Here is a 20,199-nt window from a genome sequence, read left to right as displayed (position 1 = left end):
CTTTGTTCCACGCGTGCGTGGTAGCGCGCCGGGCAGACCTTCAAGGCCTTGAAGCTGCGCGATCACGGTTTCGTGATCGCGCATTTCCAGCGGCGCCATGTCCTTTTTATGGTCCCGCGCGTTTGGCCTCACGTGAACGCCGTCGCGACGATGGCGCCAACGGGGAGTGCCGAGATGTCGCAGATGGCCGGAGTTCGCCGCCGCTTCGTTCGGGCCGCCATGGAGGCGCCCTTCCTCGAACGGCAGGAAGAACATGATCTGGCCGTCCAATGGAAAGACCAGAAGGACGAGCAGGCGCTGCACCGTCTCGCCGCCGCCCATATGCGTCTGGTCATCGCGATCGCGGCCCGCTTCCGCCACTACGGCCTTCCGATGCCCGACCTGATCCAGGAAGGCCACGTCGGCCTTCTGGAGGCCGCCGCCCGATTCGAGCCGGAGCGTGAAGTGCGGTTTTCCACCTACGCCACGTGGTGGATCCGTGCGGCGATCCAGGACCACATCCTCCGCAACTGGTCGATCGTTCGCGGCGGCACCAGTTCCGCCCAGAAGGCGCTGTTCTTCAACCTTCGCCGCCTGCGGGCCCGCCTTAGCCGCACCGGCGAGGCGATGATGCCGGGCGCGCTGCACACCAAGATCGCGGAAGCGGTCGGCGTCTCGGTCAAGGACGTCGCGGTGATGGACTCGCGGCTGTCCGGCCCCGACATGTCGCTGAACGCGCCGATGGTCGACAGCGACCCGAACTCGTCGTCCGAGCGCATGGACTTCCTGGTCGACACGCAGCCGCTCCCGGACGAAACGGTGGGCGACTCGATCGACGGCGAGCGCCGCGTGCGCTGGCTGCGATCCGCCCTCACCGTGCTGAACGAGCGCGAGCTGAAGATCGTTCGCGCCCGCCGGCTGGCAGAGAACGCCGTGACGCTGGAGGCGCTGGGCGAGCGGCTCGGAATCTCGAAAGAACGCGTCCGCCAGATCGAGAACCGCGCGCTTGAGAAGCTCCGTCGCGCGCTCGTTGAGCAGCAGCCGCAGGCCACGGCTGCGATGTGATTAACCCCCGCGGCGGGTCGATCTCGCCGCGTCCGCCAGTCCGCCGGCTCAGACGATGACGACGCTTGTCGCGTCAAGGATGCCGGTCAGGTGCTGGATCCGCGCAAACACGACCCAGCCGCCGTCGCTCTCGGCGTCGTAGGCGATCTCGCCCGTCCGCGCGTCGAACAGCAGGTGTTCGTAGATGTCGGCGGCGGTCGTCGCGCCTTTGGTAAAGGCAGTGAAGGCTCGGTCGTCGAGCACGAGGCGGTCTTCGGACGCGTCGAACGTCCGGATGACGTCCACTTCGCCGTTCGGCGCCTCCGCGAAGCGGAACGAGTCAGCACCTGCGCCGCCGTCGAGCGTATCGACCCCCAGGCCGCCCATCAGCGTGTCGTCGCCCCCGCGGCCCTTCAGCCAGTCCGCGCCGTTGTAGCCGCGCAAGAGATCGTCACCGTTCGAGGCGATGATCCTGTTGTCGAAGCCGTTCCCGCGCAGTTGCAGGCCGGCCTTGCCCAATCCACGCAGGATCTCGATCTCCTGGCCGGAGCCGAAGGCGAAATCCGCCGTCGCCCGAACCGTATCGATCCCGTCCCCCTTCGCTTCCTCGACCACGTCGTCGGACGAGTCGACGGTGTAGACGTCGTCTCCTGCGCCGCCGCGCATGGTGTCGGCGCCGCCGCGGCCGACGAGGATGTTGGCGTTCGAGTTCCCCCGGAGGACGTTGTCGAGGGCGTTGCCGATCGCGCTGATCGCTACGCCGTCCCTCAACCCGAGCTCTTCGATGTTCGCTCCCAGCCGCCAGTCAACGTCCGCAAAAACTCCGTCATAGCCGCCATCAGCGCGCTCGACGATCGCGTCGTTCGAGCCGACGTGACTGTAGAAGTCGTTGCCCAGTCCGCCGATCAACCGGTCTCCTCCTCCTTCGCCGAGGATGAGGTCGTCGTAATCAGATCCGACGATACGATCGGCGCTTCCGGCCCTGCCGATCAGCACCGTCTGGAAAATGCCGCCGTGACCTTCGAAGCGTAGGGAGGAGGCGTTAAGCGATGAGCGGTCAGGATCAGCGACCAGCCATAGCTGGCCGTAGCCGCCCCGCGCCCCAACAAAAACCACATCGAGCGCTTCGAACTGGCTCCCGAACAAATAGACATTTCCCTGCGGCGAGAACTCGATCCGCTCGATGTTCGAGATCTCCGAGTTCAGGTAATAGCCGGTATCGACGAGCAGCGTGTCCAGGCCGTCGCCGCCGTCGATGGTGACCCGGTCGCCGGACCACGCCTCCGCCAAGATCGTGTCGTCGCCGGCCCCGCCGTCCACGACGATCCGATCGAGATCATCAGCCACCAGTAAATCTTCGCCGTCGCCGCCGCGCAACGTGTCGCCGTCAAAGGCTCCCCAAAGCGTGTCGGCGCCGCCGAGGCCCAGCAGTTCGTTCGGCCCCGGCGACGCGCCGCCGCTCTCCAGAGTGTCGTTGTTGTCGGTCCCCCGGATCACCGCCATCGCGCCTGTCCCATCGCTCTCGCGCCGTCGCGAGGCGGGCGGGCGCCATCCGATTACCCCGGACGCCGCGCCAGCTATTACGTTTTGAAAGACCCCGCGTTGTTGGGGGTTATACATCGATCGACTTGAGGGGGCCTCAACAGACGGGCCGCAAGCGGCGGCTGAGCGGCCCTATCGCAGATTAAGCTTAATCTGCAGCGACCAGCGCTCGGGCTACTGCTGCGCGCCGCCGGAGGTCGAGCCGCCCCAGGCGCCGAAGGCGTCGGCGAAAGCCTGGGTTCCCGGCGTGCCCTTCTCGAGGGTCAGCACCGCGCGGCGGCCGTTGTCGTAGAGGATTGGGATGTCGAGCCAGCCGCGATCGCGCAGAAGCTGCTCGTTCAGCGTGCGCTCGTTCTCGATGTTGGACAGGCCGATCAGGAAGAAGCCGTTGGTGACGCGCACCGACAGCCCCTGCACCGGCGCGCCGCGCGTCGCTTCGTCGGCCTTCATAAGGATCCCCGGCACGTTGGCGACGCCGGCGTTGGCGAAGTTCTCCGGCAACCGGAACTGCACCTCGATGGTGTGGCTGGCCGGCAGGGTGGCGTCGGCGTTGCGGCGGATCGTGATCGTCGCCTTGATCTTGCGGGCCGGGATGTCGATGTCGCCGCGGATCGCGGTCTCGAGCGGCTGGCTCTGCCCGGCGTTCACGGACTCGGTGCGCCACAGCACCGTGCCCTCGGTCTGCTCGCCTGATTGCTGGTCGGAGCCCTCTTCGTAGAGGATCGCGCGCTGGGCCACGAGCGGACCCGGCTGCGGTCGGGTCTCAGCCGGCGGAGCTGGCGAGGCGGCCGTCGGCGCGGCGGCGGGAGCTTGCGGGGCGGGGGCCGGCTCAGCCTGCGGCGCGGGCGCGGTGGGTTCGGGGGCGCGGGCGACGTCCGTCGACGGGGCTTGCGGCGTGGGCGCCGGCGCCGGCTCGTCGAGCAGGCGGTCGCTGTCCTTGCCGCCGTCGGCCTTGGGGGCGTTCTGCGGCGTGGAGGCCGGGGCATCGGTCTTCGCGGTCTCGACCGACGCCGTCTGGGAGGATCCGCCGTTGAACAGCGCGGCGATCTGCTGGCGGCCCGCGACGGCGCCGGCGACCACTGCGATCACGACGAGCGCCGCCAGCGCGACCAGCAAGCCGGAGCGCCGCGCCTTCGGAGCATCGGCGCGCTCGCCCGCGGCGCGAACGATGGGACGGCCGTCGGCGCGGGCCGCGGGGCGGTTCGCGGGCCGGTCCTCGGCCTTCGGCTGGGCGGGGGACGCAGCGGCCGCGGCGGCCTTGGCCGCGACTGGAGGTTCCGGCGCGCGCGGCGGCTCGGGCGCGGCCGCCGGAGCGGGCGCGTGGGCGGCCTCGACCTTGCGGATCGCCTCTTCGAGCTGCATCCGCTCGCGGGCGATGTCCTCCTCGGCGATCGGAGGGTCGATGCTGCGCAACTGCCGGATGATCGCGGCGCGCGCGCGTTCATAGACCGCGCGCCGGTTCTCGCCCGTGTTGGTCTCGAGTCCCGCGACGGCGCGCGAGAGAACTGGGAAATAATCCGCCATGAATCAGGACATACGGCAGCGCCCGGCCCTCGTCGAGGGCCGGGAAGACACGGAGTCGCGGCGTTTTTCAGTCTTCGAAGGGGTCAGCCACGAGAATCGTGTCGGAGCGCTCCGGAGAGGTGGACACCAGCGCCACGGGGCACTCGATCAGCTCCTCGATTCGTCGCACGTACTTGATGGCCTGCGCCGGCAGGTCGGCCCAGGAGCGGGCGCCCGCGGTCGTGCCCTTCCAGCCTTCGATGGTTTCGTAGATCGGCTTCACGCGCGCCTGAGACCCTTGGCTCGCCGGCAGGCGGTTGATCTGGCCGCCGTCGAGCTCGTAGCCGACGCAGACCTTGATCTCGTCGAAACCGTCGAGCACGTCGAGCTTGGTGAGCGCGATGCCGTCGATGCCGGACACGCTCGCGGTCTGGCGCAGCGCCACCGCGTCGAACCAGCCGCAGCGGCGCGGACGGCCGGTGACGGTGCCGAACTCGTGACCGCGCTCGCCGAGCCTGCGGCCGATCTCGTCCGTCAGCTCGGTCGGGAACGGGCCTTCGCCCACGCGGGTGGTGTAGGCCTTGGCGATGCCGAGCACGTAGCCGATGGCGCGCGGCCCGAGGCCCGAACCGGTCGCGGCCTGGCCGGCGCAGGTGTTGGACGAGGTGACGAACGGGTAGGTGCCGTGGTCGACGTCGAGCAGCGCGCCCTGCGCGCCCTCGAACAGGATGCGGTCGCCGGCGCGGCGGCGCTGCTCCAGCAGCTCCCAGGTCGCGGCGACGTAGGGCAGCACCTTCGGAGCCGCCGAAGCCAGCTCGTCGTAGATCGCGTCGACGGTGAGCTCTGGCAGGTTGAAGCCCCGGCGCAGCGCGTTGTGGTGGCTGAGCAGTCGCTCGATCTTGGGCTTCAGGGTCGGCAGGTTGGCGAGGTCGCGCACGCGGATGGCGCGGCGGCCGACCTTGTCCTCATAAGCCGGGCCGATGCCCCGCTTGGTGGTGCCGATGCGGGTGCCTTCGCTGGAGTCCTCGCGCAGGGCGTCGAGCTCGCGGTGCACCGACAGGATCAGCGTGGCGTTGTCCGCGACCTTGAGGTTGTCGGGCGTCAGCTCGACGCCCTGCCCCTGCAGGCGGCCGATCTCGTCGGCCAGCGCGTGCGGATCGACCACCACGCCGTTGCCGATGATCGAGAGCTTGTTCTTCCGCACCACGCCGGAGGGCAGCAGGCTGAGCTTGTAGGTCACGCCGTCGATGACGAGGGTGTGGCCCGCGTTGTGGCCGCCCTGGAAGCGGACCACGACGTCCGCCTTCTCCGACAGCCAGTCGACGATCTTGCCCTTGCCTTCGTCGCCCCACTGGGCGCCGACCACGACGACGTTCGCCATCTTGCAAATCCTTCCGCCTGACCGGCCGAGGGCAAAAAAAGACCCCGGCTCGGGAGAGCCGGGGTTCTCCCGCGGCTTGCTATCGGATCGGGACCGGCGTGGCAAGGCGGAGGGCGCAACCTGGCGGCGGCGACGGCTGAAGGCGCCTGCGGGACATGCGCGGGCGCTGAACGGCCTATGGTCCGGCATGACCTTGCAATGGCGCAAGGTCAATCGGGTAGCGGGTCTTCGAAGGCGAGCCGATATCTCGGGGAGCCACACAGGATCACCCCACAATGGTCGACGCCGCATCCGCTTCACCCACCCTTCCCGACGGCTTGCGCCTCGGCGTCGCCGAACTCGCCGTCTCCGATCTCGGACGTTCGGTCGCCTTCTATGAAGACGTGGTCGGGCTTCGAACGCTCGACCGCGAAGCGCGGGTCGCAACGCTCGGCGGGACCGGCGGCTCGGCTGTCCTCCGCTTGGCGGAGACGCCGGGGGCCCGACCGAAGCCCAAGGACGCCCCCGGTCTGTTCCACGTCGCGATCCTGCTGCCGGAGCGGCGCGACCTCGCCGTCGTGCTCGCGCGGCTCGCCCGCGACCGCCTGCGGATCGGCGCGTCGGACCATCTGGTGAGCGAGGCGCTCTACCTCGACGACCCCGACGGCAACGGGCTCGAAATCTACCGCGACCGTCCCAAGGCCGAATGGCCCTACCGCAACGGCGCGCTCAGGATGGCGACCGAGCCGATGGCTGCGCAGGAGGTGCTCGCCGAGCTCTCGCCCGGCGTCGATCTCGACGCCGCGATGCCGGCGGGAACCGTCGTCGGCCACGTCCATCTCCAGGTCGGGGATCTCGCGGCCGCGCGCAGCTTCTGGATCGACGCCGTCGGCTTCGCCCTCACCACGACCTATCCCGGCGCGCTGTTCATGAGCGCGGGCGCTACCACCACCACGTGGCCGCGAACGTCTGGTCGTCGCGCGGGCGCGGGCCGGCGCCCGAGGGCTCGGCCGGACTGCGGTCGTTCGAGGCGATCCTGCCGGACGCAAACGCGCTCGACCCCGTCGCCGCCCGCCTGGAGGCGCGCGGCGTTCGCAGCCTCCGCGACGAGCGCGGCCTGACCGTGACCGGCCCTTGGGGCTCGACGATCGTCTTCGTCGCGCCGTAAGCGCTTATCCAAACGCCTCGACGGACAGGCGAGCATGAAATAAGGCCGCCACGGCGTTCCGTGGCGGCCCTATCAATAAGGCAGCGCGTAAGGCGGGGCGGCTTAAGCCCGCGCCTCGATCTCCGCGACGTTCTTGCGGACCGCGTCCTGCACCTTTTCGAAGGCGCGCACCTCGATCTGGCGCACGCGTTCGCGCGACACGCCGAACTCGCTCGACAGCTCTTCCAGCGTCAGCGGATCGTCCGCGAGGCGCCGCGCCTCGAAGATGCGGCGCTCACGGTCGTTCAGCACCGTCAGCGCGCCCGAGAGCGCCTGGCGGCGGTTGTCGAGCTCCTCGTTCTCCACGAGGCGGCTCTCCTGGCTGTCGCTGTCGTCGACCAGCCAGTCCTGCCACTCCGAGGAGCCTTCGTCTTCGCGCAACGGCGCGTTGAGCGAGGCGTCGCCGCCGAGACGGCGGTTCATGTCCACCACGTCCTGCTCGTTGACGCCGAGCTTGACCGCGATCTGCTTGACCTGGTCCGGACGGAGGTCGCCCTCGTCCAGCGCCGAGATCTGGCTCTTCGCCTTGCGCAGGTTGAAGAACAGCTTCTTCTGGTTCGCGGTGGTGCCCATCTTCACCAGCGACCAGGATCGCAGGATGTATTCCTGGATCGAGGCGCGGATCCACCACATCGCGTAGGTCGCGAGCCTGAAGCCCTTCTCGGGCTCGAAGCGCTTCACCGCCTGCATCAGGCCGACGTTGCCCTCGGACACGACCTCGCCGATCGGCAGGCCGTAGCCGCGGTAGCCCATCGCGATCTTGGCGACGAGGCGGAGGTGGCTGGTGACGAGCTTGTGGGCCGCGTCGCGGTCGCCATGCTCGCGCCAGCGTTTGGCGAGCATGTACTCCTGCTGCGGCTCCAGCATCGGAAACTTGCGGATCTCGTCGAGATACTTCGAGAGACCGTTGTCGCTTACAAGGATTGGGAGTGCGGCCGAGGCCATATGCGTCTCCTTCGTCTGGGGCCCCCGCCCTTGCGGCAGGCCCTGTCGCGACCGCGGGATGCGCCGATCGCTCTGTTGTCCGCAGTATAACGCGAGGCGTGGCCGAAAGGTGTCAAATCGCTTCACGGCGCCGTGCGTTTGCGCATGGCCGATCTTTGATCTTCTCAATGATCCGGCCGGGCCTTCAGCGCGTGCGCGAGGGCCGCGAGGTCGTCGGGGAGCGCGCTCTCGAACAACAGGGTCTCGCCGGTCGCCGGGTGCGCAAAGCCGAGCACGGCGGCGTGCAGCGCCTGCCGGCCAAGCCCGAGCAGCGCGGCGCGGGCGCCGCCGTCGAGCTTCGAGGCCTTGGTCCGGTGGCTCGCGCCATAGACCGCGTCGCCCATCAGCGGGTGGCCGAGCGAGGCCATGTGCACGCGGATCTGGTGCGTGCGCCCGGTCTCGAGCCGGCACTCCACGAGGCTCGCCTCCGACGCCTCGAAGCGCTCGAGCGTCTCCCAGTGGGTGACGGCGAACCGCCCGTCGCTGCGGATCGCGATCTTCTCGCGGTTGCGCTCGCTACGGCCGAGCGGGGCGTCCACCACGCCGCGGGGATGCCGCGGCAGGCCCCAGACGAAGGCGCAGTAGGACCGCACCAGCGGGCCGGTGCGGCCGTGGTCGGCGAACTGCGCGCTCAGCGCCCGGTGGGCGAGGTCATGCTTCGCCACCACCATCAGCCCGCTGGTGTCCTTGTCGAGCCGGTGCACGATTCCGGGGCGCGCCACGCCCCCGACGCCGGACAGGCTCGCGCCGCAATGGGCGAGCAGGGCGTTGACGAGCGTGCCGTCCGCGTGGCCTGCGGCCGGGTGCACCACGAGGCCCGCGGGCTTGTCGATGACGATGAGGTGATCGTCCTCGAACACGACGCTGAGCGCGATCGCCTGCGCCTGCGGCGCGGCGGGCGCCGGCGGCGGCGCGGCCACCACATAGGTCTCGCCCGCGTTGACCCGTGCGGAGGGGTCCTCTAGCGTCCGCGCGCCCGCCGAGACGGCTCCCTGGCGCATCAGCGCCTGCAGGCGGGCGCGGGACAGGTCCGGCAGCCGGGCGGCGAGAAAACGGTCGATCCGCTCGCCGGCGTCGTCCGGGCCGGCGACGACCGACAGCACGCCGGGGGCCGCCGGCTCTTCAGGAACGGATTGAGACATGACGGCGCACGGCGGCTCGAACGGAGCCCCTTTCGGTGATGGCGCGGACGAGGAGGATCCCCGCGTCCAGCGGGTCTACGCCCGCCTCCGCAGGCTGACGATGGTCGGCGGCCTGACGATGGGCGTGGGCTTTCTCGCGCTGATCTCGGTGATCGCGTACCGCGTCGTCAAGTCGACGCCTGCCCCGACGAGGTTCGTCGAGCGCGCGCTGGCGCTCCCCGAAGGCGCCCGGGTGGTCTCCACCGCCGCCGACGCCGGCCGCATCCTCGTCACCGTCGAGCGCGACGGCCGCCTCAGCGTCCATGTGGTCGACGCCGCGACGCTGACCGAGACCGGCCGCCTCGACCTCGCCCCCGGCGGCCCCTCCGCGCCCCCGCTGCGCTGACGCGTGCCTCGCGCCGCACTGTCGCGAGGTCGCCGCGCGCGCCCCGCGGCGACGCCGGGGAGCCTCGCCGTCCTCGAATTGTCGCGCCCGAGGCTTGCCGCCGCCGCCGATCGCGGCTATAGGGTGCGCCGCGCGAAACGCTCCCATCGTCTAGCGGTCTAGGACGTCGCCCTCTCACGGCGAAAACAGGGGTTCGAGTCCCCTTGGGAGCGCCAAATTACCTAGGTTTCGCAGGCACTTAGCCGGGGACCCTTCCGCGCCGCCGGGCTTGGCCTAAAACCAGCCTAATATGCCTCGCGCTCTACGCCACGGGGCATCTGCTTGTTCGGTCACGGCGCTGAGAACGCCTTGCGCAGCATGCTGACCGCAATAGGCAGGCCAAATGCCAAACTAAAGAACCCAAAAATCCCGATGCCCGAAACAATCGCTATTTCAACCCATGGCCGGTTGAGAGCCGCGCTCTTGAAGCCGAAGCTGTCCAAATTGATCCGAGTCGAGCGCAAATCGATCTGGCGCCCTTCCGATAAGACCTGGACCGGCAACTCTCCTCCAGATGCCCTCAAAATCAGACCAATCTCCATCCGCGATTTTGGCTGAACATCGGGAAGGTCTATCCTCTCGTCCTCCCTCTTAAGCTCTTGGCCTTCGGATGGATACTTACCAAGTATTACCGCGCTCTCGATCTTGTTGCTGGCCATCAACTGCACATCTTTGAGCCTCACCGATGTATCGTTTCTGATCTCCACGTTTACGGCCACGCGTGTCCCGACTATGCGCGCATCAGCATATGTCCCTGGCTTGTAGTCCAAAGATTGAATGTATGCGTTGGTGAAGCTGACGCTCTGCCAGTTGATGTATGCCGCCGGCTCGCTGGGCCCGAAAACTCCAAGTAGCGAAGCCAGCAGGGCGGCGGCCCCAGCTGGGACGAGCGAGACAACCACTGCCCGGATCATTTCCTGCATCGACGATTCGCCCACCAAGTTTTGTCACGCGCAGCATACGCTTTCCGTGAGACACTTGGGGCAAGTCGCGGCGCGATGCGGAGCTGTGTCAACAGTTCCTAACATTCGCCTCGCGGAAGCGAGCTAACCGGCGATCGCCTCCAGCACCGCGCGCTCGGCCCTCTCCGCCTCCGCGATGATGCGGTCGTTCGCCAGCCCAGCCGTGTAGGTCATCAGCAGCGACCCACCCCGCTCGGCGTCCGCGACCGCCGCGCTCAGGCGGCGCGCCCGCTCCATCTCGGCCCCGTGCCGCGCCTCGCGCCACGTCGCGCGCAGCACCTCCAGCTCCGCGGGCTCCATCCCCGTCAGCATCGCCGGGCCGTGCAGCGCCGCGGCGTGCAGGGTGTCGTCGCCGGCGTCCAGCGCCTGCCTCAGGGCGGCGCGCCGCTTCTCCGGGGGCATCGACGCCAGCCGCGCCCTGATCTCGCCCGCGAGCGCGACCTCGGCCGCGCCGGTCGGCGCAGGCGGGCGGCCGGTGCGCCGCTCGATGTCGTCCAGCGTGCGCCGGGCCTCGGCCAGCGCGCGGTCGAAAAGCGGCAGCACGGCCTGCGAGAGCTTGTGGCTCTCGTCGCGAAGGCGCCGATGACGCGCCGGGACCGTCTCCATCTCGTTCCGCAGCATGGCCTCGGCCACGCGCCGGGCCTTCTCGGCGGCGGCGCGCCCGCGGGCCATGGCGTCGCGCAGCGCGGCGAGCGCCGGGTCGGCGTCGAGCAGCGGCCGGCCGCCGTTGTCGCGGGCAGCGTGGCGCTCGATCATGCCCTCGTGCAGGCTCGGGCTCGGGCTCTTAAGGTTCGGCACAGTGCTCATGGCTGGTCTCCTTGCTAGGGCTCAGTGGTGCTTCGGGTCGGGGCATCGGGCGGGCGTCGGCCCGCCGTCGACGGCGGACACCCCCGGCCCGCGGTGCCACGCACGCTTCTTGTTCAGCGACCTGAGGCTGAGGCCGCCGGTCGCGCCGACGCCGCCCCACAGGACCTCGTGCCGGCGCACCGCGTCGCTCGCGAGCATCAGCGCGCCGGCCGCCGCGTTGGCGAGGTCGTCGTGGCCGCCGGGGCCGTGGTCGATGGTGTCTCGGCCGCCGCGGGCGACGCGCCGCTCCAGTCCCGAGAGCTGATTCTTGAGCCGGTCGTCGTCGAGCAGCGCCACGTCGCCCGAGTTCAGCCGGGGGAGCAGGTCGCGGTAGATGTCCGACTTGGTCCTCTCGGACGTGTCGTAGGTCACGCCGTGGCGCCGGAACGCCTCTCGTGGCCACTCGCCCGCGTAGCGGTCGCCCACGATGCGCCGCACGCGGTACTGCGCCAGCAGGCCGGCGAAGTCGGCCACAACGCTCTCCGGCGAGAACGGCGGGCGGGCCTCCCTCACCGCGTCGAGCACGAGCCGGCCGCCGTCGTGGTGGGCGACGGCGAGCGTCATGCTGTCCTGGCCGCCGCCGGACGGGTCCACGAAGCCGAGGTAGGTGATGCCGGGGCGCGGCGAGCGCTCGCGTCGCCCGGCCTCGACGCAGGCCTCCACGGCCTCCCTCGCGACGAAGGTCTCCACGTCGTCGCGCCAGAGGCCGAGGTACTCGGCGCGCGCCGCCGCCGGGTCGCGCTCCATCGCGCGGCGGACTACGGCCTCGGGCAGGCTCGGGTTGAAGTCGCGGCTCGCGCCCTGCGCCACGAGGATGGCCGGGTCGCCAGCGTCGCCGTGGTGGGCGCGCCACATCTCGTAGACCTCGCCGCGCCGCGCGTAGGGCGACGAGATGATCACCAGCGGGCCGCCGGTCGTCGCCAGCATTGGGCGCACCGCGTTCAGGATCTCCGAGTCCGGGTTGGCCCCGTCCTCCTCGGTGCTCCAGAAGCACGCCTCGTCGGCGAGGATGGCGACCGCGGTCAGTCCGCGCAGTCGGCGGAAGCTGGCGGCGCGCACCTTGATGTCGATCCCGGTCGTCAGCGAGAGGGTGTCGGCCGTCTTCTCGGCTACCAGCTGGGCCAGCACCGGCGTCGCCTCCAGCATGCCGACGGCGTAGTCGAGCAGCACGCGCGCCTGCCGCGTGTCGGGCGCGATGATCAGCACCACGGCGCGCTCGCCACGCGCCAGCCGCGAGGTGTAGTCGCGCATCCCGGCGAGGTAGACCGCCAGCGCCGCCATGGCGCGCGTCTTCCCGGCTCGCCGGCCGGCCACGACGACCACCTCGTCGGCGGCGCGGGCCGGGGGTGCGGACCGTCCGGTCAGCGCGCGGAAGCTCTCCGTCTCGTCGTCGCGGAGGCGCTCGCCCATGGCCGCGGCGAGCAGCATCCGCCACGTGGCCCAGCTCGGCCCGGCGAGCGTCGCGCCGAGCAGGTTGGGGTCCTCCATGGCCCGGCGGATGGTCACTGTCGTGTTCATTGCGGCTCCGCGCGATTAAGCGAAAAGACCTGACGGGGTGCGCGCCGTGCGAAAACGGGATCCGATCCGCCGCGGCCCTCGGGCGACTTTTGACCACCCCTGAGAGGCCGAGGGTCGGTCGTCCTACGTCACCGGTCGTCGGCCCCCCGCGTCAGGTCGAGGTACTGGGCGAGCGACGGCGTGACGTCGCGGGCGCGGCGCTCCAGCCCGGTGCACTCCAGAAGCCGCCGCAGCGTGTTGGTCATGCGGCCGTAGAGGTCGAGGTCCGGCGCGCTGGCACCCTTGCCGCTGGCGGCGAAGCGCTGCTCCAGCAGCTCCAGCTCCACGGACAGGGTCGCGGCCCGGCGCACCAGAGACTTCTCGGCCTCGGTCATGTTCTCCGCGCCGCCGAGGTCGGAGGCGTAGATCGCGAGCAGGTCGCGAAGGCGGCGCGCCCAGAGCGTCCGCCCGTCGACGCCGGGGATGGTCGCCGTGCCGTTCGTGACGCGGGTCCGCTGCGTTCGGCCGCCAAGCGGGCGAAAGCCCGACGCCGGCCGGCCTTCAGAGGGGTATGCGGGGGCCATATTTGTGCGCTTATTAGGTTGAGCCGGCTAAGTATAGCGTCGGGCGCGGCTTAAGTATAGCTGCCAGCAGGTTTTTCCGAGTTGCTCCGGGTTTGGAGTTTGCGCCCTGATACGGCGCAGTCGCCGCCTGCGACGGCCGTGGGGAGTCGGGCTCGGGCATGGCCCGATGTGGTCGGCGGACCCCTGCCCCTCGGGCGATCGCGGCGCCCGGGGCCTCGCGGGCGAGCGCTCGCCCCGGATGCGACGACGCGGTCGCGGCCGGCCGAGGGTCGGACGGTCTCTGCGCAAAAAATCCGCCGAGGGTCGGGCCGGGGCCACCGACGCTTTGCGGACAAAACGTGATGGCGCGCCGGGGTCGGGCGACGCGGCCCGGCCGCGCCGTCGCGTCGGGAAAAGGTGGCGCGGACCTCGGCTGTTCTTTTGCCGCAGTCGCCCGAGCCCGGACGCGCGTCGCTGGCGGGACGCAGGAGCCTTGGCGGCGCGCGGCGGCTAGGGCGGCCGAGGCCGGCGCGGCGAGGGGCTCAGGCGGCGTCCCAGGGTCCGCGGCGGGCGACGGAGAACCAGCTCTAAACGGGGTCGGGCCAGGCGTCGTCGGCGGGGCGAGCCTTGGTGGTGAATGTGACGCGACCGCTGGCCTCGCACTGCGTCACTCCGCGGGCGACATGCTCGCCCCATTTGTTGGGCCGGGGTGTAGCCGGCCAGTAGCCGAGAACATGCTTCACCGCGCGCACGAACCTGTTCTCGTCTCGCGCAGCGTCCAATCGGATCCTCATGGTGCCGCGGAACTCGGCCCGCGACACCGGCCCGGTACCTGTCTCGCGCTGCTCCTCGCTCTTGACCGCCACGCTGAGCACGTCGCCGTCGGGCCCACGCTCCATGCCGCGCACCTCGATCGTCGGCAGGCGATTGGTGCCGGGGGGTGGTGTTATTCTGGCCATGCTGATGCCTTTGCTATGTTTGAGACTGGTCCGATGAAGCTAATCTGCCGGGGGCCGCCCGTTACGCTACCCTCACCCCTGCATACATACGCGCGCGCCGCGCGAGGCGTTTCGACGTTACAGCGTTACCGCATACGTTTATACGCTGGGAACCGAGGCTTTCTGCGGTAACGCTCGCGGAAAGCGAGCGCGTTACTTTCCGACGGGGAGCGTTACCTAAACCCCGGTAGGCAACCCCGGCGTACTGCCGATAACGCTGCGCAGGCGTTACGTAACGCCGCCATTAAGCCCCCGGCGTTATCGCGACTCAGAGCGGATAGGTTGCGATGGGCGGCAGCGGGATCTCCTCGCCCTCCGCCAGCTCCCGTGGCGCCAGAGCCGCCTCGGCCACCCGGCGCACTCGAACCACCCCACCCTTGCTGCCAAGGTTCTTGGTCCTGGACTCGCCACCGCCGGGCGAGACCCCCCCGCACGCCGCCCTCAGATGCTTCGACAGATCGACCTGGGTCAGTCCGCGGTACTCCGGACGCGACTTCTTCTCCAGGAACTCGGCGAGATCGACCATGCGGAAGTAGTGCATGCCCTCCACGTCGTCGTACCAGGGCTTCTTCAAGAGGATCTCCTCCTTGTTGTCGGCCTTGCCGCGCGACCTCAGAAACTCGCAGAGGTCGTACATCACGAGACCGCTCACCGAGCTGTCCGATTCGACCTGCCGCACCTCCGCCCCGCGAGAAGCCTCGCTCAGAAGCCGCTCCCACTCGGCGGCCTTCTGTGGCGGCGGAACCCAGCCGAGCTGGCTGTAGGTCTGCTCCTTGACCCGGTTGTAGTAGACGGCATGCGTGGCGAGCAGGCTGACCTCGCCGCGCAGATCGCCGTGCGCCAGCGTGAGCTCGCAGAGCTTCTCCCGGCCCCCCTCGACGAACACGACCCGCTCGACGCGCAGGCCGCCGATCTCGGGCACTGCACCGCGCGCCGCGCCGTCGTCGATGGCGCGATTCAGGGTGCTGCCGATCTCGTCAAAGTCCATCCCCGCCGAGCGGGCGGCGTCGGAGAGCGCGTTCAAGACGGAGCCCCGGTCCACCCACCCGGCCGCAACCATCGGCCCCATGGCGAAGCCGGCCCTGTTGAGCCGCTCGTTGCGGCCGCCCTCCGCCGTGGCGCGAAGCTCCGCGGCAAGCCGCTTCAGCTCGGCCGCCGCATGGGCCGCGCCCTCCGCCTGCGCGGGCGCGCCGGCCCCTCCGCCGCCGCCGGACGCCGCCGCCGAGGCCCGCCGCCCCGAGGGCGCCGACGAGGCTGCGAGGGCCGCCAGCGCGGACGGCGCCACGGCCCCGCGCTCCGCCGCGTCGGCGAACTCGTGCACGGTCATCTCGAGCCCGTCGGGCTTGAGCGCGAACCGGTCGCCGGCGTCGCCCTCCGGCCCGGAGCGGAAGTACGGCATGTTGATCCAGCCGCTCCGGTTCGGCTCGGCCTTCTTGGGGAAGATCTCCGTGTCGTCCAGGAGGCCAAGGGACCGCAGGCATCCGCGAAGCGCCGCCTGAACCTTTTCCGCGGACACCGGCTCCGTCAGAAAGAGGTAGAGGTGCGCGCCGCCCGACTTCGACCGGCAGACGATCAGCGGCAGCCGCATCTCGGCCGCGCGGGCGGCAAGGCCCCTCAGGCGCTCGGCGGCGTCGCCGTCGTACTTGTCGACGTCGATCGCGCCCCAGCTCGCCGTGCCGTCCGCCCTGACGGGGCTGACGCCGAGCGGGCGCTCGCCGGCGAGGTGACGACGCCACATCTCCGCGGTCGGCGGCTCCTTGAGCGTCCGCACGCCGCCGCCGACGTCCTTGATCTCGACCTTCGCCCCGGCGGCCGGCTCCTGCGCCGCGACGGCCGCGGCGTCGTACGTGCCGTGATGCGTCTCGGCCCCCCGGAACAGCGCGAGGAGCCGCGCCTCGGGCGTCTCGGGCGCGTCCGCAGGTGCCGGGGGGTCCGCAGCGCGAGGTGCACTGGCGTTCGAAGTAGATTCAGTGTAGTTCTCCGCGGTCGCGCAGTCGTCCGCCGCGGCTTTACGTGCCATGTCTTCCACGCTATACTACCCTTCTAGGTGTGCCGTGACCAAGTACGCTGATGATCCTCCCGCGCCTGGCTGGCGGCGGATGGGAAGCCTCTCCGGCCCGCTTTCCTCTGCAGCGGGCCGGAGGGTACTTCTTGGATCAGTGCCGCGTCGCCCATCCGAAGTTGATGAGGTGCCGCTGGTAGGCGACGGTCAGCTCGTCCATCGCCGTGTCGGGGTCGGGGGCCAGCGCCACGTACTCGTGCACGCTGGTCACGACCCGCAGGCTCTCGTGGCGCGCGTGCGCCGCGGTGTAGGGCGGATGCGGGTTGGCCAGGCTCGTCAGGACGATGACGTCCATCAGCCGCGGGTCGCCCGTCGGCAGGATCACGTCCGCCGGCTCGGCCTCGTCCGCGCCGCTCATCGCGACGGCCCCGCAACGAACCCGACGATCCCCCGGCGATGGGCGAACGCCAGCTCCGCGAGGGCCGTGGTCCTGTCTGGGCAGAGCGCGACGTAGTCGCTCACGCGCATGCCCGTCCGCAGCCGGTCGTGGTGGCCGTGGGCCTTGGTCCACTCGGGATGCGGGTTGTCGCGGCTCCGCAGCACGATGATGTCGTCCTGACGGACCCCGCTGGTCAGCAGCTGGGCCTGGTCGTGCTCGCGCATCGGCCGGGTCATCGGGCCGCTCTCTCGAAGCCGATCACGCCCATCCGCTGCGCGACGACCAGCTCGGCCAGCGCGTCGCGCCGGACCGGCGAAAGCGCCACGTAGTCCCTCACCCGCATGCCGCTGGTGATCCGCCGATGGCGGTCGTGGGCCGGGGTTCCCCTCCGATGCGGGTTCCGGGTCGCCAGCAGGCGGATCAGGTCGTCCTGACCCACGCTGGTGCTGATCAGCCGAGGGGCCGGCGCGCCCGACCTCCTGTCCCGGGGCCTCATCGCGCCACCGCCGCGACGGCGCGGCGCGCCCGCTCCCGCGCCCGCTTCTCGTTCTGGAGCCGGGCCTCGGCCTCGGCCCCGGTCGGGCTCTCGCGCTCGCGCTGCCAGTCGAGCAGCGCCTCGGGGCTGATGCGCACCGACGCGCCCAGCCGCATCTCGCGCGGGCCGAGGCCCTGCGCCTTCAGCTTGTAGTAGCCGCAGCGCGAGATGCCGACCGCCGTGCAGAACTGGGGTACCGTCAGCGCCTGCCGCGGGTCCTTGGGCAGTACAGCGACCCCCTTAGGCTTGACCGGCGCGCCCGATGCGCGCATCCGAACTACGCTGTCGGCGACCTTCGCGCCATCGTTGCTTGCTACTACGATACTGTCTGTAACTGGCACCTGCGACCTCCGTGCTTTTGCCACGTTGGTCCAAGTATAGGCGGCAGCCGTTTGTGCGTAAATTGACGCGTTTAAACGCGGTAGTAGGCGGCGTTAAATTTACTCAGTCGATAAACGGCGCGTCGTTCAGCCTTATGAACAGTCTTGCGACTCGCAAGCTGCGGTCGTCGTCGAACTTCAGCCGCGCGCAAGTCACCTCGTCCGGCGTGGCCTCCCCCGCCACCACAACCGACATGCCGCCCACCTCCTCGGGCGGGTCGAACGTTGTGAGCATGGCCGTCACCACTTCCGCCCGCCTGTAGATCAGGGGGGTCGTCTGCTCGGGATACGCGATCCTCAGACACTCGTAGACCTCGCGATAGTTGCTCGCCATGATCACTTGATCGCGCGCCGCGGCTACAAACCGGGTCCGGGGGTGAAATGCGTTGGCCAGAATGAGGTCGGCCACCGCGCGCCTGAACCCTGGCGAGCAGTCGGCGTTCGCCAGCGCAGCGGCGACCGCCGTCCAGCGCTCTCCCGCCTTGCCGCTACTGAGCATCGCGTCGCCGAGAGCGTTCTTCTCGGCCATCCTCAGTGGCTCCTGCGGCCATGCCCACAGCTCGACGCGCTCGCGCACGAACTCGGCAAGTTCCTCGTCGGAGGCCTTGGCGAAGCTCGGGGGGCGGGTCACGCCGCGCCGCTCCGCCGCTCGTCCAGCGAGATCACCGCGGCCCCGCCGGCGAGGCCGAGGCGCGGCGCGTGACGGCGGATTTCCTCGTCGACGTAGCTCTCGGCGAGGTGGCCGTAGTGCTTCTCCACCATGCGCGTGTCGGTGTGGCCGAGGTTGCCGGCCACGACCAGCAGCGGCATCCCGGACATGATCGACAGCGACGCCCACGTGTGGCGCAGCGCATGGAAGTTGATTGGCCTCAGCCCCGCTCTCGCGCAGGCCGCCGCCGTCGGCCTTATCTGGTGCGACGGCCCCCAGGCCTCGCCGTCCGCGCGGGTCAGCATGGGCTCGTCGCCCCCCCGGCCCTCGGCCAGCCCGGCGAAGAACGCCCGCCCCTCGTCGCTCAGGCGGACGACGCGCGGCCTGCCGGACTTGCTGTCGCGGATGGCGATCTGGCCGCGGGCGTAGTCGCCGACGCGCAGCGCGCAGAGCTCGCCGTAGCGGCAGCCCGTCAGGAGCGCCGCCGTCGCCAGCCGGCGGAAGCCGGAGGGCTCGTCGGCGGCTTCGAGGAAGCGCCTGACCTCGTCTGCGGGGAGGAAGCCCGGCCGGGCCGCGTCCGCCGCGCGGAAGGGCCTGAGCAGCCGCCACGCGGTGTCGTCGGCGACGAGGCGGTGCTCGTGCGCGCGGTTCAGCGCGGCCTTCAGCACGGTGACGGTGCGGTTGACCGTGGCGTGGCGGCCGCGCTGCGCGTCGGCGTCCGCCGGGGGCGCGCGAAAGCGCTGCTCCTCCCCCGGCCGCGTCCGGATGCGCGCCGGCTCCTTGGCCATGGCGTGCATCCAGCGCTCCAGCTCGGGCGTGGTGAGCTGGTCGACGCGGCGCGCGCCGAGCGCGGGCAGGATGTGCGTGCGGATGCGGCTCTCGGCGTCCCCGGCCGACTTCCTCTGCGCACGAAGAAAGGCGAGGTAGGCGTCCGTCGCGTCGCGCACCGTCAGCGACCGGCTCTTCTCCTCGCGCCCGGCCGCGGCGAGCGCGTGGGCCGCGCGCTGCGCCTCGGCGTAGCTCAGCACCTCAGCACCGTCGGCGTCCCGGAAGTCGTCGGCGAGGCCCAGCGTGGTCTCGCCGTAGCGACCCTGCCCGCCCGCGTCGAGCCCGACGTAGCGCCGGGCGATCCAGGTGCCGGGGGCGTCGGCGCGGCGGCGGCGATAGCCGAGGTGGAGCTTCCCCGGCACCAGCGTCTTCCACTGCGGCTTCGCCCCCACGGGAAGGCGCATCCGCGCCGTCCGCGTGTCCATCTTCGCGTCCCGAACCGTCCTGGCCACTGCCCAGCCCTCGCTATCGACCTAATGCCAGCCTAATATAGCGGGGCAAACGTGCGCGGGCTAGTGGCAACGTGCGCGCGCCGCAACCTAGTGTATTCCCTGATACTGTTGGGTTTTGGCGAGTTTGCGGGGGTTTGCGGGGGTAGCTGGGCAGCCCGGAACTGCGCCCTCTCACGGCGAAAACAGGGGTTCGAGTCCCCTTGGGAGCGCCACGCGCTAAAGTTTCCATATAATCAGCGTGTTAGCGCGAAGTGGACCACTTGGTTTTCCAGGTGGGACGCTGTTCGTGCGCGCCCCGCGCCTTCTCCCTCAGCCCCCTTCGATCCAACGCCGCAGGCGGGCGGCGATGGCCTCGGGCGGGGCGCTCGGGGCAATCCGGTCGACGAGGAGGCCGTTCGCGTCGATCACGAACAGGCCGGCGCTGTGCTCCATGCCGCTCGTCGCGTTGACGATCCGGTACGCCCCGGCGATCGCCTTGAAGCGCCACTGCTGGCGGCTGAGGTCCAGGCAGCGGTTTTGCACGGTGGCGGAGCCCACCCCCGCGCCGACGGCGGGGATCTCGGCGCACATGCCGCTGTTGCGGTTGACGAGCAGCACCACGCTGCGCGTCGGCTTCATCGAGGTCTGGGCGGAGGCCGGCCGCGCCGCCGCGGCGAGCGCCGCAACGAAGACGCAGCCCAAGACAAGCCTTCGCATCATCTCATCGCACCGGCTGGAGATCTAGGCGCGCGAAGAGTTCCGCCCCCCAGCAACGGCCGACAAGATCACCTATAAATTCGCGCGCTTCTCCCAATTCTGAGGAGCACGGAGGCGACGTACGTCTTTCGACATCGAGCTGACGGGGTTTTCGTCTCAAAAGTTGT

The 20,199-nt window shown here is 70.2% G+C and carries 21 protein-coding genes and 1 tRNA gene; 4 read left to right on the top strand and 18 right to left on the bottom strand.

Annotated elements, in window-relative coordinates; translation table 11 throughout:
- Positions 1 to 174: 174 nt before the first annotated feature.
- Positions 175 to 1,044 carry an RNA polymerase factor sigma-32 gene (locus K244_RS0118265; RefSeq protein ID WP_024816596.1) on the top strand — a complete coding sequence of 290 codons (870 nt, stop codon included), beginning with the start codon at positions 175 to 177 and terminating at the stop codon, positions 1,042 to 1,044.
- 48 nt (positions 1,045 to 1,092) lie between these two features.
- Here the strand turns inward: K244_RS0118265 and K244_RS0118260 are convergent, their stop codons facing one another.
- The 3 genes from K244_RS0118260 to K244_RS0118250 all read right to left on the bottom strand — a co-directional run bounded on the left by K244_RS0118260 (position 1,093) and on the right by K244_RS0118250 (position 5,449).
- The gene (locus K244_RS0118260) at positions 1,093 to 2,526 is read right to left on the bottom strand and encodes a calcium-binding protein (protein ID WP_020187737.1); all 1,434 of its coding nucleotides are present in this window, start codon (positions 2,524 to 2,526) and stop codon (positions 1,093 to 1,095) included.
- A 213-nt stretch (positions 2,527 to 2,739) separates the two neighbouring features.
- The gene (locus K244_RS0118255; protein ID WP_020187736.1) at positions 2,740 to 4,089 is read right to left on the bottom strand and encodes a hypothetical protein; all 1,350 of its coding nucleotides are present in this window, start codon (positions 4,087 to 4,089) and stop codon (positions 2,740 to 2,742) included.
- A 67-nt stretch (positions 4,090 to 4,156) separates the two neighbouring features.
- Entirely contained in the window at positions 4,157 to 5,449 is a 1,293-nt protein-coding gene (locus K244_RS0118250; RefSeq protein WP_020187735.1) for an adenylosuccinate synthase, read from the bottom strand.
- A 275-nt stretch (positions 5,450 to 5,724) separates the two neighbouring features.
- On the opposite strand from K244_RS0118250, the gene K244_RS22280 reads away from it, so the two are divergent.
- A complete protein-coding gene (locus K244_RS22280; RefSeq protein ID WP_155931814.1) occupies positions 5,725 to 6,549 on the top strand; it encodes a VOC family protein in 825 nt (274 codons plus the stop codon).
- A gap of 149 nt (positions 6,550 to 6,698) precedes the next feature.
- On the opposite strand, the gene rpoH is transcribed toward K244_RS22280, so the two are convergent.
- Positions 6,699 to 7,580 (bottom strand): RNA polymerase sigma factor RpoH, encoded by an 882-nt coding sequence (rpoH, locus tag K244_RS0118240; RefSeq protein ID WP_020187734.1) that lies wholly within the window; start codon positions 7,578 to 7,580, stop codon positions 6,699 to 6,701.
- A 164-nt stretch (positions 7,581 to 7,744) separates the two neighbouring features.
- Positions 7,745 to 8,761 carry an RluA family pseudouridine synthase gene (locus K244_RS0118235; protein ID WP_081761505.1) on the bottom strand — a complete coding sequence of 339 codons (1,017 nt, stop codon included), beginning with the start codon at positions 8,759 to 8,761 and terminating at the stop codon, positions 7,745 to 7,747.
- Here K244_RS0118235 and K244_RS22275 point away from each other — a divergent pair.
- The gene (locus K244_RS22275; RefSeq protein WP_020187732.1) at positions 8,760 to 9,146 is read left to right on the top strand and encodes a DUF6476 family protein; all 387 of its coding nucleotides are present in this window, start codon (positions 8,760 to 8,762) and stop codon (positions 9,144 to 9,146) included. The two genes, K244_RS0118235 and K244_RS22275, sit on opposite strands and share 2 nt — an antisense overlap.
- Positions 9,147 to 9,285: 139 nt before the next feature.
- A tRNA-Glu gene (locus K244_RS0118225) sits at positions 9,286 to 9,361 on the top strand.
- Between the two features lie 114 nt (positions 9,362 to 9,475).
- Here K244_RS0118225 and K244_RS0118220 read toward each other — a convergent pair.
- From K244_RS0118220 to K244_RS0118155, 13 genes are all read right to left on the bottom strand, one after another.
- Positions 9,476 to 10,108, bottom strand: a complete 633-nt coding sequence (locus tag K244_RS0118220; RefSeq protein WP_020187731.1) for a hypothetical protein — start codon at positions 10,106 to 10,108, stop codon at positions 9,476 to 9,478.
- Positions 10,109 to 10,231: 123 nt separating this feature from the next.
- On the bottom strand, positions 10,232 to 10,954 hold the full coding sequence (locus tag K244_RS22860; RefSeq protein ID WP_020187730.1) for a hypothetical protein: 723 nt from the start codon (positions 10,952 to 10,954) through the stop codon (positions 10,232 to 10,234).
- 21 nt (positions 10,955 to 10,975) lie between these two features.
- Positions 10,976 to 12,511: a terminase family protein gene (locus tag K244_RS0118210; protein WP_020187729.1), complete on the bottom strand. Its 1,536-nt coding sequence runs from the start codon at positions 12,509 to 12,511 to the stop codon at positions 10,976 to 10,978.
- 128 nt (positions 12,512 to 12,639) lie between these two features.
- On the bottom strand, positions 12,640 to 13,074 hold the full coding sequence (locus K244_RS0118205; RefSeq protein WP_020187728.1) for a hypothetical protein: 435 nt from the start codon (positions 13,072 to 13,074) through the stop codon (positions 12,640 to 12,642).
- Positions 13,075 to 13,640: 566 nt separating this feature from the next.
- Positions 13,641 to 14,012 carry a hypothetical protein gene (locus K244_RS0118200; RefSeq protein ID WP_155931813.1) on the bottom strand — a complete coding sequence of 124 codons (372 nt, stop codon included), beginning with the start codon at positions 14,010 to 14,012 and terminating at the stop codon, positions 13,641 to 13,643.
- A 307-nt stretch (positions 14,013 to 14,319) separates the two neighbouring features.
- Positions 14,320 to 16,071 carry a hypothetical protein gene (locus tag K244_RS0118195; RefSeq protein WP_020187726.1) on the bottom strand — a complete coding sequence of 584 codons (1,752 nt, stop codon included), beginning with the start codon at positions 16,069 to 16,071 and terminating at the stop codon, positions 14,320 to 14,322.
- A gap of 136 nt (positions 16,072 to 16,207) precedes the next feature.
- Positions 16,208 to 16,471, bottom strand: a complete 264-nt coding sequence (locus K244_RS0118190) for a hypothetical protein (RefSeq protein WP_020187725.1) — start codon at positions 16,469 to 16,471, stop codon at positions 16,208 to 16,210.
- Complete coding sequence (locus tag K244_RS0118185) at positions 16,468 to 16,728, bottom strand: hypothetical protein (protein WP_020187724.1); 261 nt, start codon at positions 16,726 to 16,728, stop codon at positions 16,468 to 16,470. The genes K244_RS0118190 and K244_RS0118185 overlap by 4 nt, the downstream gene beginning before the upstream one ends.
- A complete protein-coding gene (locus K244_RS0118180) occupies positions 16,725 to 16,931 on the bottom strand; it encodes a hypothetical protein (protein ID WP_155931812.1) in 207 nt (68 codons plus the stop codon). The genes K244_RS0118185 and K244_RS0118180 overlap by 4 nt, the downstream gene beginning before the upstream one ends.
- Positions 16,932 to 16,984: 53 nt before the next feature.
- The gene (locus tag K244_RS22855; RefSeq protein WP_020187722.1) at positions 16,985 to 17,299 is read right to left on the bottom strand and encodes a hypothetical protein; all 315 of its coding nucleotides are present in this window, start codon (positions 17,297 to 17,299) and stop codon (positions 16,985 to 16,987) included.
- A gap of 172 nt (positions 17,300 to 17,471) precedes the next feature.
- Positions 17,472 to 18,038: a hypothetical protein gene (locus K244_RS0118170; RefSeq protein ID WP_020187721.1), complete on the bottom strand. Its 567-nt coding sequence runs from the start codon at positions 18,036 to 18,038 to the stop codon at positions 17,472 to 17,474.
- Positions 18,035 to 19,288 (bottom strand): site-specific integrase, encoded by a 1,254-nt coding sequence (locus K244_RS0118165; protein ID WP_245259790.1) that lies wholly within the window; start codon positions 19,286 to 19,288, stop codon positions 18,035 to 18,037. Before K244_RS0118165 ends, K244_RS0118170 begins: the two co-directional genes overlap by 4 nt.
- A gap of 357 nt (positions 19,289 to 19,645) precedes the next feature.
- Positions 19,646 to 20,035, bottom strand: coding sequence for an RICIN domain-containing protein (locus tag K244_RS0118155; protein WP_081761504.1), 390 nt, complete (start codon positions 20,033 to 20,035; stop codon positions 19,646 to 19,648).
- Positions 20,036 to 20,199: the final 164 nt, after the last annotated feature.

The organism is Methylopila sp. 73B (assembly GCF_000526315.1).
Classification (GTDB): domain Bacteria; phylum Pseudomonadota; class Alphaproteobacteria; order Rhizobiales; family Methylopilaceae; genus Methylopila.
Note: the sequence above shows the minus strand (reverse complement) of the source record. Positions and strands in the feature narration are given on the sequence as shown.